Raw genomic sequence first — 12,794 nt, forward strand, 5'->3', positions numbered from 1 at the left:
GTCACGCATCGTCCAGCGGTCGACATCAGCAAGTCTCGCGGCATCACCGAGCGTGATTCGCTCGCGTTCATAGAGGGCGACCGCAGCTGCAATCCGTTCGTTCTCGTGGTCCTCGAAGTATTCACGCACGAACTCGCGCAACGCATCGCTCTTGCCACCGAACACACCAGCCTCGACAGCGCCCTCGATGAGGAGGTCGAGATCATCTGGATAGGAGCCGGTAATTCGTGCCATCGTTCTATCCGAGACTACGCCTTCATACTATTTATGAACTGTGCCAGAATGCCGTATGCATTGAGGCGACCAGTCTCAACTACTGATGCCCCGGGGAAGTTGAGACTACAGTGGGGTTAGCGGGTCTGTGATGCGTGGTTTCGACCGAATCGATGAGTTGAAACTGCTTCAGGTCGCTCTCCGAACGACCATTCTTGTTGGTATATCTACTATATGGGCGATTTTCTACAACTTTCGGTAGCGTTGCCACTCAGACGACGTTCTATCACGGGTAGAGAACCGTACTACCCGATTCCGGTCTCCTTCTTCAACAGCGTGAGCGTATTATCGGCCGTCACAATGGGGGAGTGCTCGTATTCACCGGTCAACTCGACTTGGACAAGTAGATCGACCGCTCGCCAAATCGAGTACAACAAACAGGCGAACGCGAAGTAGAAGAACCGCAGCCCAAAATTCGTCGACGTCGTCGCAGCCATGAATCGCTTAATCGACCGATAGCCGCTCTCAATCTCCCACCGGTAGCCGTACTCACTGAGAAAACCGCCACCCCGGTTCGACATGAACACCGAGTACTGTCGATAGTCGTCGTGTTCAGAGTCTTCTTTCCGACGGTAGATTAGCGTCGTCTCGTGCCACTCATTCTTCCCGAGGTGGAGCTTCCGGTCGGTCTCGTACCGGTCTTGATCGCGCTGGAGCAACCGGTTCGCCTGGGCTTTCTCGCTAGTCTGCATTCGTTTCGGGACAACGTAGGAGAGCCCCCGCTGGCTGATCATCTCCAAGATGTGCTGGCTGTCGAACTCCCGATCCATCAGCACGTTATCGACGTGAACGAGCTCTTCAGCCGAGTCTAGCAAGTCCTCGACGATCCCCTTGCGTGACTCACCCTTCCGTACTGGGCGGGCATCGAGGACGAGTGGGACAGCGTTACCGACCAGCTGGACTGTTGCCCATTGGTAGGCGTATTCGTCGTTCTTCTCTTTCGTCCCGATTATCTCGTCCTCGTGACCTGCGCGGTCGCCTGTGAAGGGATCATCCTCAGTGATGTCGATGGCGACAATACCCGCTCGGAAGAACTCCTCCGTCTCCGCGAGCTCGTTGGTGAGTTGTTGAATTGCGTGTCGGTACATCTCGCGAATCTGCTCGATAGAGAGATCACGAATCTGGTCGCGATGACCGTGTCCGAGTGGCGTTCGATCACGCGTCGACTCGTGAATGAAGCTGCGAGCGTCCTCGTTAGCCGCCAAGTTCTCACGGAGCCCCAAATAAGTCTGTAAGCCCCAGTAAGCGTTCTCAGGAATCACACAGCCCTCGCCACGATTGAGCGAGAACGCGGGGAACACGACGCGACTGACGTGCTTGGTAACCGTCCCTGCCTCGTTGAGGATGGCCTGGTCGTCAGGGTCCGATTCAGTAGCGTCGTCACCTCGACCCGGGAGGTTTCGGTCTGGCTCGCGTGGCACAGCGATGTCCGCGTTCTGCGCTTTGATCAAGATTAGTCGAGCCGCTTTCTGGATCGTCTCGCGGAGATCGCGCGTGAAGCGCTCGTGCCATGTGCGCCAGAGCGTCGATTGATCGGGTGCCGTCCCCAACTCGAGGCGTTCACAAAGTTCAGGGTGGCTATCGAGATACTCGAAGAGAGGCGTTTCGTGCGTCCAGCCGTGGAGTTCTTTCAGCACGAACACGCGAAAGAGGGTATCCATCTCGTAGCATGTCGAACTCTCGTAGCAGTCGTGGGCTTCGAAGCGAAAGTAGGCCAGAGGAAGCTCGCAGACAAACTGTTCGAGTGAGTCATGATCAGGGTGCGTAAACCAGACACCCGAGACGACTCGAACGTCCGATTCTAACCCACCGAGTGAGGAGCGATCGTACAGCGGTGTCGAGTCATATTCGGGCCACTCGACGTGCTGGTGTGCGATTCGTCGAAAGACGCTGCGTCGAGACTCACGAGTCGCAGCCACTGCAAATGGATAGTGGAGATACGCTCAAGAGTCCGTCCAACCGACCAGTATCGAGAGAGCTCCGTGCTCTGTCAATCGCGAACAGGAGTGGTGCAACTAATCGTTAGATGTAGGCCAGCTATTGAACGTTCGATAAGAGGGAATTGAACTACGCCGTGGACACGACTGCTACATATGTGTCATTGTCATATCTCACGTAGCGGTAGTGAGTCCATGGATCAATACTAACATTATTCGGTACGTCAGCAATCCCCTTCTGAAGCGCGTCCTTGAACACCCGCTGTTGAGCAGGAGTTAGCTCATCGAATTGGACCACATCATCAGCTGAAATGTTTCCGTCTGCTTGCTGGACGTGAAGGTGGTACTGTGAGTTCTGGGTATTCGACGGCGATAGAGGGTTCGTAGCGGCACAACCAGCAAGGACGATTAAGCACCCTGCAACAAGGACGTGGAGATGCACACGGTCCATATGATAAGCTAGTAGTACACTGGTAAATACTCTCAGGGAGATTGCCACTTAATCATCAATAAGCGTATCTACTTAATGGACGTTGTGGGCGAGAGTAGTGTGTAATTAAGGCACGTAACAAAGCTATCCTCTGCGATTGCGCCCGTTTGTAAACGCTACAGCGTCCCGTTTCCGTGGCAAACATTTATGGTTTCCAGTTTCGTAACTCTATACAAGATGAGCTACGATACAGAACACGTGCGAAACGCGGGGGACACTCCGGGAACTATCACTGGAATTCCGACGTTCGCAGAATTACTTGAGAACCCGTCTCTCGCTGACCTCTATACGTCGATTAAACGGGCAGAGACTGCAACAGGTCCCGAACTCGTCGAAACAACGACCGTCTCCAAAAAGACGGTGTACGACTACTTGCATAAACTGGAGCAGGCGGGCCTGATCAGTAAGGTTGGCGACGAGACCGGGACTGCCGTATACACCGCTCAGGAGTTCGAGCTAACGTTGACAGTCCGTGAGACGGAAGTCTCGATCACTCCCAAGATCATCGAGGTAATTGCCCAGAAGAACGAGTACCCAGCAATCGAGCGGGTCCTTGAAGACCACGGCATCGTCACGCTCGCACTCGCATACGATCTCGTGAAAGCACACAGTGAGGGCGATGTCACGATCCGGCAAATCGCGAGCCTCACAGATCTCTCTCCTGGAACTACGTATGACCTCGTCGAAGCGCTCTATTCGGTTCTCGATCTCGGTGATGATGAGTCGGTCCCGACGACGTACACACCGGATGAGTTCGATGCGGACGAGGGCGCTCTTCTCGAGGAATTTGCTGACAAGTAGACCGAGTGACGAGGATGTATACTGCGAACATTGCGGACACGGTGATGTTTCGGAACTTGGGGAAGCACCCCAGTCCACACCTACAATCGCTCAAGAGTGCCGTAGAGGAAGCTGGAACTGAAGTTTGGGTGCCAGCAGCGGTCTACCACGAGTTGGCGGATACCGGGAGTGCCGACTCACCGACGAATCCATACCTCGATACGGCTATCGAAGAAGGAAGGCTTCGGGTAGCCCCACCGCTACCAGGTGATCGTACAGAGGGATTCGATAGTAGCGCTGGACCGGTTGAGAAAGCACGGTTCGTTGCAGATGGGTTTCTCAACCAGCAGAGCAAGTATCCAGAGACTAACAACTGGCAGGATGCGGCGTTGGTCGCGTTGGCAGTTCGATTGTTCGATGCGAATGCTCGAATCCGTGTGATCACCCACACAGCGGACGAAAATCTGGCAAAGGCGTGCGCTCGTATCCCTCCCGAATTCGGATACTACGACATCAAGTCCCGATGCTACAACCCACCCCAAACAGCAAAGGTTGAGTTCCCAACCGTTGGCCAGCTCACGTGGAGCGAGTAGCGAACATTTTGGCGGCTGGGCCAGTATCAGCACGTCCATTCACGACGTTAATGTCAACGTCAGCGCGACGCACTGGCCGCTGTGGAATGAGTAGCCCTCCCAGCTTGTCTGTGGCTAGGAGTGAAATCGACGAAAATGTCGAAGGAGCACCTTGTCCATAGCCACAAACCAGCCCGAGAACCATATGCATTGAGAAGGACGGTCTCAACTTCTGATACCCCCAGTCGCTCCGAATGTGTACGAGAACCCGCGAAATTTGTCCTACGATTCGACAATTCGTGCCTCTGTTACCCCGATCGAGCCCGTTCAGCCTCCGATGAACCGACCGGAAAACCGAGTTCGTTGCAAAATCGGTGATTTTCTCGACGAGTCGATAGCGATGCCTCTCGCCACCCGCTCACACCGGCCTCTTCACGAGGTTACGGTGGCACGAGCAGCGACGAGCGAACGAACTCGAGGAACCGCCTCGCAGTTCGCTCCCGATACGGTCGCTTACAGAGTGTGTTCCGGTAGCGATTCTGTCGGAGCAAGCGCAGCCGAGAATCGGACGAGATTGCCGAGTAAGAGTACGATACTGCCGGTGAAGAAGAGGACTCCGAGCGGTGACGCTGTGTCGATGAAGAGCCAGTAGAACGGCATCGCGGCGCTCGGTCCGAGTGCGACGACAGCGAGCTGGGAGAGGACGGGGCCACAACAACAGCAGGCGTTCGGGGCGGCGATTGCTGCCGCACCCGTTGCACCGTCGAACCCGACCGTACTCTGACAGCGCCACTGGTAGGCGACGATAGCGCCGTTCAACCCGACGAGGAGCGAGATGATGAGGACGAGTGTGAGCATCCCGACGGAGAGATAGCCACCGAGCGGTAGCTGTGGGAACCAGAACTCGACCGCCGGCCAGTAGACGAGCGGGTCCTTCACGGGAAGAACGTGAACGAACGACTGCGTCCACGTAATTCCGACGCCGCTCGGATCCGGGAGCATGATGAGGATCCCTGCAGAGAACATGAAGAAGACGGCTGTGAGGACGCTGACCGCAGCGCCGAAGCGCCGTGTGATCGGGTCCGTGCAGAGCGTTCGAATCGCGTGGCGGCAATCTCGCCATGCGATGTAGCCGACTGAGAAGACGAGCGTGGCGAAGAGCAGATAGCCGATGGGATTGAACCCGGGCTGGAAATCTCGAAGGAGAATCGGGTAGAGGAACCACCCACCGAAGAGCAGTCCGAGACCGGCGTAGCGTGGCTTCATCGGCCAGCGTCGCCGGGCGAGCGTAACGCTTGTGACGAGGACAGTCCCCCCGAGAACGAGCCGGACGAGCGTGAGCGTCCGCGTCGTGAACGGGCGGGATGTCGTGCTGAACGACGTAATTGGCGAAAGCTGGACGAGCGCGATTGCACCGATAACCGCGAGAACGAGCCCGGCGAAGACGACTGTGAGGACGTGTGAGACGCGAGCAGCGGGACGGCGGCGGCGGACGGTGACGGCGCCCGCGACGACGAGTATCCCGAGCAGTAGTGGGATGAGTGCGTACCACTGTTCGACGCCGGGGAAGTAGGCCGCGCCGCCGTGTGCCGAAACGACCGGCACACCACAGAGACTCCCGAAAAGCAGTGTAACGCACACGAGCGTTCGCCGGAGTGTGCTGGCGAGCGACGCGCGATTCGGTGGGTACGTGTTCCCCATCGGTGGTTCGTCCGTCAACTGAGGTTGAGAGGTCGTGATAGACGTGGACATAGTCAATTAGTAGCCGTGGCGTCAGTTGCTGTGGAAGTATTCCGTGTCGTGTGCCGCCAGAGGATGGCGGTCGCAATGGCCAGCGAGCCGAGGACGAACAACGAGATGACGGTATGGAGGGCAACGTAGCCGAATGCGGGATTGGGAACGCCGGTGACGACGCCGAGCCACGCCTCAAACGGAAGGACAGCGGTCGCGGCTATGACGAGCCGTGTGGTGAGCCAGAACCCCGTGATGCGCCACCAGGCAATCGCGCTCGCTGCAAGCATCAGCAGGCCGGTGAGGAACGCGATAGCGCGATGCGACCACTCAGCGAGAATTTGCGCGGCGGTGTATTCGGCGGAGAGCGTCTCAACCGGGTGGAAGATCGGTGCCCAAACGCCGGCGCACTTCGGGAACCCCGCACCACAGGACATCCACCCTTGGAGGGCGACTGAGTAGACGGCCGCGCCCATCAGAAGGATCGTCCCGACAAGCGAGAGCGTCACCAGCCAGCGGAACGCGCGCGACCACCGTCGGGATCGTTCGGAGTTCTCCGTCATCGTACTGTGCGATGGTGTTGCGTTCGATGCCTTCTATGCGTCGGTCGTACGAGTGCTTTCGACCAGCGTACCAGACGTTTCAGCCGCTCACGGCTACGATACGTCATCCTTCCGAACATCGATTCGACGCCCGTACCAGAACCACCATTGACGGTGGTCGCATCGACGCACCCATGGCTGACCACGGTGGTCGTGGCATCAACCGGCGGGCGTTCGTGAAGTCCGCGCTCGCGATCGGCGGCGTGAGCGCGCTCTCGGCGTGCCTCGACCGAACGGACGACCCTGACGTCACACCGGGCACTCCGACGTCGCTTCCCGAGCGCCAGCACGCGTGGAGCGCCTACGTCGAGCGCGACGACCACGGGAACGCCGTCCCCGTTCCGCACCGCCTGCTCCTCATGCTCGACTACGACGGTGACGGCACCCCCACCGCGGACGAGCGCGACACCGTCAAGGGCGCGCTCTCGACACTCGAGGAAGCATACGCGTGGAGTCACGACGGCCTCCTCTCCACGATGGCGTACTCCCCGTCGTATTTCGCACGCTACGACGCGTCGCTCCCCGATTCGGTAGACCTCCCCGCGCCCGAAGCATTCGCGTCCTTCGAGAATCCTGAGCTCGACACCTACGACGCCGCCCTCCATCTCGCAAGCGACCACGCACACGTCCTCCTCGCCGCCGAGCAAGCGCTCAAAGGAAAGAAAGGCACTCTCAACGGCGTCGACGTTTCGGGGACGTTCGACGATGTCCTCAACGTCGCCGAGCGTCGCACCGGCTTCACCGGTGACGGCCTTCCCGCCGACCACCAAGATACGAACGGAGTGCCGGATTCCGATCCGGTCCCGGAGGACGCCCCGCTCTACATGGGCTTCAAGTCCACCTTCAAGAAGACCCAGGCAAGCGAGGACCGCGTCACCATTCGCGAGGGGCCGTTTGCGGGCGGTACGACGCAGCACGCCTCGCATATGCGTCTCAATCTCGAGCAGTGGTACGAGCAGGACGATCGCTATCAGCGCGTCGGCAAGATGTTCTGCCCGTATCACGCCGAGAATGGCGTCGTCGAGGATGCGGGCGACAACCTCGGGACCGACGCGAAGATGGACAAAGCCAAACCCGCCACACAGGCCGCGAGCGAGGACGGGATGGTCGGGCATAGTCAGAAGATGCTCGACATCCGCGAGGACGACCGGCCGATCATCCTCCGGCGGGACTTCGACTCAACGGATGGCGGGCACGCCGGCCTCCACTTCGTCAGCTATCAACGCGCCATCGACGACTTCGTCCAGACTCGCGAGGCGATGACTGGCACCGGCCTCGCCGGAGAGACGCCGGTCGGCCAGCGCAACAACAACGGTATTCTCCAATACATGACTGTCACCCACAGAGGCAACTACCTCGTCCCGCCACGTTCGAATCGCGCACTGCCGACACCCGAGGGTGCCGATGCGTAGACGACGCGTCCTCTCAACCGCCGGGACGCTCGGCGTGGCCGCACTCGCCGGCTGTACGGACCTATTTAATCTCGAGGAGCGTGCGTTCAGCGCACCGCCGGTCGTCGAGAATCGGCCGAACGCCGTCTACTACCCCTCGCACGTCGAACAGATGCAGATGGTCGGGATGGCGACAGAGGGCGCTTACGCGTGCGCACTTAGCTACACCTACCCGCATCGCTTCTGGCTCGTCACTGGCACGCACACGAACCGCGTCACTATCGAGTCGGCGGACACGATGCATCTGATGGTGTCGCTCTGGCACCGCGACTCGGGGACCGTGATTTCCGACGTCGCGCCGAGCGTCCGCCTTACTGGGCCGAGCGGTGAGACGGTTTCGAACACCCCGTGGTCGATGCTCTCCCAGCCGATGGGTTTCCACTTCGGGGACAACGTCCAACTCCCTCAGGAGGGGACGTACGACGTCAGTGTTGCTGTCGGTGCGCCGTCGGCGACGCGGACAGGCACGCTCGGGGATGCCCCCAATTCGCTCTCCTTCGACTTCACGCTCGACTACGCCCGCTCGACGCTCCGCAACATCGAGTGGCGTCGACTCCCCGAAAAGCAGGGGACGCGCGGCGCGATTGCTCCGATGGATATGGAGATGCTGCCCGCGGGAACCGTCCCGACGGCCGAGGCCATGCCAGGATCAGTACGTGGGCGGGGATCGATTGGCGATGCCGACCTCGTCGCGACCAATCTCGATGACGCGACGCGGTTCGGTGGCAGTGAGGGCGACACTTATCTCGCCGTCTCCCCACGCACACCCTATAACCGCTTCCCACTCCCGGCAATGGGGGTGACCGCGATAGTTGAGGATACCGAACACGACCTCACGGAGACGCTCGATCCCACACTCGGCCTCCACTACGGCGTCGTTCCGAATGCGGATCCGACCACCGTCTCGCTCCGCGTCGAGACGCCACCCCAGATCGCACGCCACGAAGGGTACGAAACCGCCTTCCTCGAAACAGGGACCGTCCAACTGGACTCGTGAGCGGCGCTCTCAGTGTGCTGGTTCCGCTGCACGCGGGCGGTACCCTCCTCTCGAATCGGCCGGTCGAGCTCGGTGTCTTCCTCCTCATCGGCCTCTTCGGCGGTGCACACTGCTTGGGGATGTGTGGGCCGCTCGTCACGACGTACGCTGAGGCGTTCGCGAGCGATGACCGCGGCCCCACGTGGTTCGAGATCCGCCAGCACGTCCTGTTCAACGCCGGGCGAACCGCGAGCTACGCGCTCATCGGCGGTATCTTCGGCCTGCTTGGGGCGACATTTTACTCAATCGCTGGCAGCGTCCTTGACGCCGCTGGCTGGCTTCGTGTCGCGTCCGGCCTTCTCGTCGGTGTGTTCGTCCTCACTACTGGCGTCTCCTACCTGACGGGACGGGGCGATCTCCTCGGGCACGTCTCCACTCCCCTCGATGGCGTGTTCCACACGCTCTCTGCCCGTGTCGGCGACTGGGCCGACTCCCCACGAATCGTCGGCCTCGGCTTGCTTCACGGCCTCCTGCCCTGCCCCCTCATCTATCCGGCGTTCCTCTACGCGTTCGCTCGAGGGAGTGCCACTACGGGTGTCCTCTCGCTCGCTGCGCTCGGACTCGGGACGATCCCCGCGCTCTTCCTCTACGGAACAGTAGTCGGGACGGTCGACGAGCGAATCCGTACGCGTCTGCATCGCGGGCTCGGCGTCACGTTCGTCCTCTTGGGGTGGATGCCGATCGCACACGCGCTCGCGACGCTCGGCGTCCCAGTTCCGCATATCGAAGTCCCCTACTACCAGCCGTTGACGCCGTAGCGGGCACGGCCGGCGTCACTTGACATCCTCCTCCGCGTAAACGCGGAGGAATCCCGAGCGGTGGGAGTTTCAGGTTTGCAACCATGGACGCCGCCACTTCTCGGGAGTCCGCATCTAACCCAGTCGTCGTGGTCGGGGGCTGGCTAGCCGTGCCAAGCGGCTGTTACTCCTATCCTCGACGTCGTCGGCGTTCGTAGTTGTTTTTGCCCGGCGAACGGCGAGTCAGCGTCATTAGACTCGGAGGTATCGTGGGATTGCTGAAACAAGCGGCACGTGACCCCACTCTTCTAGAATGCGGCGTTCACCGCCTGTCTTTCGGATACTGCCTCGTTACGTGGGCGAGCAGGCCGCCTCCGGCGGTCGTTCGGAATCCGCTCCGTTCCGACCTGACCTTACCACTATATAGTGGTTCTTGACACTTCAATATATGGATTTGAAACTCGGCTCTGCAATTTGTCGGTGGATTATGTCCCTGAGTGACAGCGCGTATCCACGGCCTCAAGGCGTGGTATTGCGCCTGTTCCGCGTATAAACAGCGTTCTACGGAGCAATGATCGCCAGGTGATCCGAGAAGTGCAGCGACGAGTGCGAGCCCGTCGAACGCGAGCGCCCACGTCACGAGCGTCGCGGCGTTCGACGACCGCACTTGTCGACCGACGGTACCCCGATAGAGCGAGAGAGCGAAGCCGGCGATTGCGAGCACCTGCACGAACGCGACAAGCGCGGTCGTCCCCCGCGTTCGCGACGAGGCGAATGGATGCCACTGCGGTCACGAAGACCGTGACAGCCGCCCCCGCGTAGAGATACGTGAGCGGGATTGGTGCGGCGAAACGCGACGCCTGAATCTGGTGAGCGTGCGCCGTCCCGCTGAGAACGAGGAGGCCGACGAGCGTGACGAGCAGACGGGGGGTTGCGTTTCGCGTCATACCTCGAAGACGGAATCGACGAGCCGGAGGAAGCGGTCGATGAACCGGTCGCTGACCGACGGGGCCACGGTTTCGAGGACGCGGACAGTCTCCTCCGGTTGGACGAGAACGAGCGTAACGCGATTCCGACTATCTCGTTCCTTCCGAACGATATCGTGCGTCGTGAGGTGGTCGAGATGATGTTCGAGCGTGCTACGCGCGATATCGATCTCGTCGGCGACAGTCGCCGGCACGCTCGGCCCACTCTCAAGGAGGACGAGAAGCACGTCGCGGACTGTCTCGCGGCGCGCAAGCGCGAATGCCGCACGATCCCACGAGGGACAGTCAATCGGATAGTAATGCGTGCGGCCGTAGAACTCCATACGATCGAGATCACCGTCGCGAACGAGCCGGTGGAGGTGATACTGCGTCTGTCCGGTTGCGAGGTCAAGTGCCTCCTGCAGGCCCGAAAAGTGAACTCCAGGGTGATCTGTGACGTACGACGTGAGACGGGCGCGCTGATCAGTCACAGCGAATCACCCGACAGACCCTCCATCACTACTCCTCCCTTCGGGACTCGGGTACTAATGTCGTCTCATCGTCGCCCGCCGCTCGCTCGATCGTGCGCGCATAGTAGACTGCAGCGAGGACGAGTGCCGACTGGACGAGAACGAGTGCGTGCTCGACGAGATGATGCGTTTGCTCAGTCACCATCCCCAGCACCTGCAGGACCGCAATGAGCGAGTAGCCGAAGAGCGCACCGAACGACGCGACGAGTAAGAGTACGGAGCGGGTACGTCGACGGGTGTACGCGGCCAGCGAGAGCACGAAGAGAAGCGTGGCTAGGCCGAGCGAGCCGATGAGCAGGCCGTCAAGGACTGGCGTCGTAGCAGTCGTGGTTGGGGCGAGGTCAGGATGCATGGTAGGAAAGAGCGACGACGCGTCCATCACCGTACATGACGAGTATCTCCTCACTCCCATCATTATCGATATCGAAGAGCGTCGGCTCCGCCCAAACTGCGACATCACGGCGGTACGATGCGCGAATCTCCCCGGTATTCGGGTTCATCACGTGGACAGTGCCCCCGTTCGTGACCGCGACGACCTCGCGGGCGCTGTCACCATCAACGTCGCCGACGGCGGGCGGTGGAAGCATGTTCGCATCGATGGCAAGGTCGGTCCGCCATTCCGTCGCGCCCGTCGTCACGTTCAGCGCGGCGACGGCGTCACCGCCACTCCCAACGTACACCTCCGGTGTGCCGTCAGCGTCCCCGTCCGCGACGTGACCGAGTGAGGGCCGCGTCCAGTTCTCGCGCTGCCACAACTGCGTGCCGTTCGCGGTAAACGCAGTAATCGTCGAGCCACCAGATGTGATGACTACGTCTCGACCGGCAGAGTGACCTGTCGCGAGCCACGTCGCCCGTGCCGTCCGTTTCCAGACGACTGTGCCGTTCGCGCTGAGGACGGTGACGTTCGAGCTCGAGCCAATCACGACTGTTGGCTCGGGAATATCGGGAACATCGATCTGCTCGGGGTTCGCTAAGACGGTCTCATTGAGGTCGTGGCGCCATGCCACGCTCCCATTCGCGGTGATGCCGAACACCATACCCTGGAAGTCTGGCTGTATGATGAGACGGCGTGGCGACTCAAGAACAACTGGGCCAGCGTATCCGAACGACGTGAGGTTCTGTTTCCACTCGGTCGCCCCGTCGGTAGCGTTGTAGACGTAGAGGCGGTTTTCTGTCGTCGGAACGAGGACATCGGCATTCCCGTCACCGGTTGCGTCTGTGATGACTGCATCACCGATACCGTGAATCGCGCACTGGTCCGGGTCAATAGCACGCTGCCAACGGATCGAACCATTCGCGTTCAGCATCGTCACTCGGCAGCGTGCGTCCTTCCCCGCGACAGAACTCACAGGCGCGACAATATCGACGCGGCCGTCGCTCACTACCGCGGTGACAGGGTGGTGATTCACCTGATTCGGGCGCGGTGTCTCTGAAACCCACTCGACGCTGAGCGCACCACCCGACTGGCTGAGGAACGCGTAGCCGGCAACGCCGCCAAGTGCGAGGATAACCAGCACAAGTGCGACGGCCGTCCGAGTACGCATTACTAGCGAACTCGCCGCCGCTTCGTTAAACGCTGTCGGGATACTGGACGCATTCGACGCGTGTACCAGTCAAGCAAACCCCCACTATTCCACCGCAGGAGTTTGCCGTACTTCTCCTCGTAAGCGTCAAGATGCTTGTTCCCCAT

General features: G+C 60.3%; 13 protein-coding genes. 5 read left to right on the plus strand and 8 right to left on the minus strand.

Translation table 11 applies throughout. The features are described from left to right. From ABDZ36_RS00740 to ABDZ36_RS14995, 3 genes are all read right to left on the minus strand, one after another. A partial coding sequence (locus tag ABDZ36_RS00740) for a UPF0175 family protein (RefSeq protein WP_343749152.1) occupies positions 1–234 on the minus strand: 234 nt, incomplete at its 3' end. Between the two features lie 284 nt (positions 235–518). After that, positions 519–2,192: a transposase gene (locus ABDZ36_RS00745; protein ID WP_343749153.1), complete on the minus strand. Its 1,674-nt coding sequence runs from the start codon at positions 2,190–2,192 to the stop codon at positions 519–521. Positions 2,193–2,340: 148 nt separating this feature from the next. Then, a complete protein-coding gene (locus ABDZ36_RS14995) occupies positions 2,341–2,661 on the minus strand; it encodes a DUF7979 domain-containing protein (protein ID WP_486187701.1) in 321 nt (106 codons plus the stop codon). A gap of 186 nt (positions 2,662–2,847) precedes the next feature. Between ABDZ36_RS14995 and ABDZ36_RS00750 the strand changes: the two genes are divergently transcribed. Beyond that, positions 2,848–3,501, plus strand: a complete 654-nt coding sequence (locus ABDZ36_RS00750) for a helix-turn-helix domain-containing protein (protein WP_211313306.1) — start codon at positions 2,848–2,850, stop codon at positions 3,499–3,501. 14 nt (positions 3,502–3,515) lie between these two features. Beyond that, positions 3,516–4,073: a PIN domain-containing protein gene (locus tag ABDZ36_RS00755; RefSeq protein ID WP_211313305.1), complete on the plus strand. Its 558-nt coding sequence runs from the start codon at positions 3,516–3,518 to the stop codon at positions 4,071–4,073. Between the two features lie 492 nt (positions 4,074–4,565). Here the strand turns inward: ABDZ36_RS00755 and ABDZ36_RS00760 are convergent, their stop codons facing one another. Next, entirely contained in the window at positions 4,566–5,657 is a 1,092-nt protein-coding gene (locus tag ABDZ36_RS00760) for a hypothetical protein (protein ID WP_211313304.1), read from the minus strand. A gap of 149 nt (positions 5,658–5,806) precedes the next feature. Then, complete coding sequence (locus ABDZ36_RS00765; protein ID WP_188873048.1) at positions 5,807–6,346, minus strand: COX15/CtaA family protein; 540 nt, start codon at positions 6,344–6,346, stop codon at positions 5,807–5,809. A 173-nt stretch (positions 6,347–6,519) separates the two neighbouring features. On the opposite strand from ABDZ36_RS00765, the gene ABDZ36_RS00770 reads away from it, so the two are divergent. The 3 genes from ABDZ36_RS00770 to ABDZ36_RS00780 are packed head-to-tail and all read left to right on the plus strand — an operon-like array spanning position 6,520 to position 9,630. Next, the gene (locus ABDZ36_RS00770; protein ID WP_211313303.1) at positions 6,520–7,797 is read left to right on the plus strand and encodes a DUF7405 family protein; all 1,278 of its coding nucleotides are present in this window, start codon (positions 6,520–6,522) and stop codon (positions 7,795–7,797) included. Beyond that, a complete protein-coding gene (locus tag ABDZ36_RS00775; RefSeq protein ID WP_211313302.1) occupies positions 7,790–8,833 on the plus strand; it encodes a DUF7350 domain-containing protein in 1,044 nt (347 codons plus the stop codon). The genes ABDZ36_RS00770 and ABDZ36_RS00775 overlap by 8 nt, the downstream gene beginning before the upstream one ends. A 14-nt stretch (positions 8,834–8,847) precedes the next feature. Continuing rightward, on the plus strand, positions 8,848–9,630 hold the full coding sequence (locus ABDZ36_RS00780; RefSeq protein WP_343749155.1) for a sulfite exporter TauE/SafE family protein: 783 nt from the start codon (positions 8,848–8,850) through the stop codon (positions 9,628–9,630). Positions 9,631–10,552: 922 nt separating this feature from the next. Here ABDZ36_RS00780 and ABDZ36_RS00785 read toward each other — a convergent pair. From ABDZ36_RS00785 to ABDZ36_RS00795, 3 genes are read right to left on the minus strand one after another with little or no spacing between them, the layout of a single operon-like run. Beyond that, on the minus strand, positions 10,553–11,065 hold the full coding sequence (locus ABDZ36_RS00785) for a winged helix-turn-helix transcriptional regulator (RefSeq protein WP_211313301.1): 513 nt from the start codon (positions 11,063–11,065) through the stop codon (positions 10,553–10,555). A gap of 28 nt (positions 11,066–11,093) precedes the next feature. Next, complete coding sequence (locus tag ABDZ36_RS00790) at positions 11,094–11,456, minus strand: DUF7471 family protein (protein ID WP_211313300.1); 363 nt, start codon at positions 11,454–11,456, stop codon at positions 11,094–11,096. After that, positions 11,446–12,648: an outer membrane protein assembly factor BamB family protein gene (locus ABDZ36_RS00795; RefSeq protein WP_211313299.1), complete on the minus strand. Its 1,203-nt coding sequence runs from the start codon at positions 12,646–12,648 to the stop codon at positions 11,446–11,448. The genes ABDZ36_RS00790 and ABDZ36_RS00795 overlap by 11 nt, the downstream gene beginning before the upstream one ends. Positions 12,649–12,794 lie beyond the last annotated feature (146 nt).

Origin of the sequence: Halarchaeum salinum (assembly GCF_039520965.1) — an archaeon.
GTDB classification, from domain to species: Archaea; Halobacteriota; Halobacteria; order Halobacteriales; family Halobacteriaceae; genus Halarchaeum; species Halarchaeum salinum.

Bases quoted from the DNA above. Each gene is read 5' to 3' on its own strand.
- ABDZ36_RS14995 (WP_486187701.1), bottom strand. From the start codon at position 2,661: ATGGACCGTGTGCATCTCCACGTCCTTGTTGCAGGGTGCTTAATCGTC.
- ABDZ36_RS00790 (WP_211313300.1), bottom strand. From the start codon at position 11,456: ATGCATCCTGACCTCGCCCCAACCACGACTGCTACGACGCCAGTCCTT.
- ABDZ36_RS00750 (WP_211313306.1), top strand. From the start codon at position 2,848: ATGGTTTCCAGTTTCGTAACTCTATACAAGATGAGCTACGATACAGAA.
- ABDZ36_RS00770 (WP_211313303.1), top strand. From the start codon at position 6,520: ATGGCTGACCACGGTGGTCGTGGCATCAACCGGCGGGCGTTCGTGAAG.
- ABDZ36_RS00795 (WP_211313299.1), bottom strand. From the start codon at position 12,648: ATGCGTACTCGGACGGCCGTCGCACTTGTGCTGGTTATCCTCGCACTT.
- ABDZ36_RS00775 (WP_211313302.1), top strand. From the start codon at position 7,790: ATGCGTAGACGACGCGTCCTCTCAACCGCCGGGACGCTCGGCGTGGCC.
- ABDZ36_RS00755 (WP_211313305.1), top strand. From the start codon at position 3,516: ATGTATACTGCGAACATTGCGGACACGGTGATGTTTCGGAACTTGGGG.
- ABDZ36_RS00765 (WP_188873048.1), bottom strand. From the start codon at position 6,346: ATGACGGAGAACTCCGAACGATCCCGACGGTGGTCGCGCGCGTTCCGC.